Annotated in this window: 1 protein-coding gene; it reads right to left on the bottom strand. The window is 59.4% G+C overall.

Annotated features, from left to right (window positions below; genetic code table 11):
• Positions 1 to 397 (bottom strand): immunoglobulin-like domain-containing protein (locus HU770_RS26835; RefSeq protein WP_186666599.1); only part of this gene is annotated, 397 nt, incomplete at both ends.

Below are 397 nucleotides of genomic sequence, written 5' to 3' on the forward strand. Positions count from 1 at the left end.
GACTGCTTGCAGGCTCTGCTCTACCGGCGCGTTGGTCCCAACGTAAACGTTGTCAGGCGCGGTAACGGTGACGAAGCCCGAGGTGCTGTTGGCCGGCACAGTGATGACCGTCTTGCCGTCACTCAGGGTGAAGTACAACGGCGCGTGGTTGTCGATCGGCAGACCGTCTTTGTTGGTCAGGGTGACGGTGTAGGTGATCTCGCCACCTTCGGTCACCGAAGGGGTAGCAGTCAGTTTGGCAATGACATCGTCGGTGGTATCGGTGACTTTGACCGACGCCGCGTCACCCAGCTGCAAGTTCTCGAAGGCACGGCCATCGACATCGACGGCGGACTTGATACCCAGACTGATCTCACCAGCATCTTTGTAGACGTCGTCGCCCTGTGCATCGTGGCTG

Source organism: Pseudomonas sp. SWRI68, assembly GCF_014269165.1.
Classification (GTDB): domain Bacteria; phylum Pseudomonadota; class Gammaproteobacteria; order Pseudomonadales; family Pseudomonadaceae; genus Aquipseudomonas; species Aquipseudomonas capeferrum.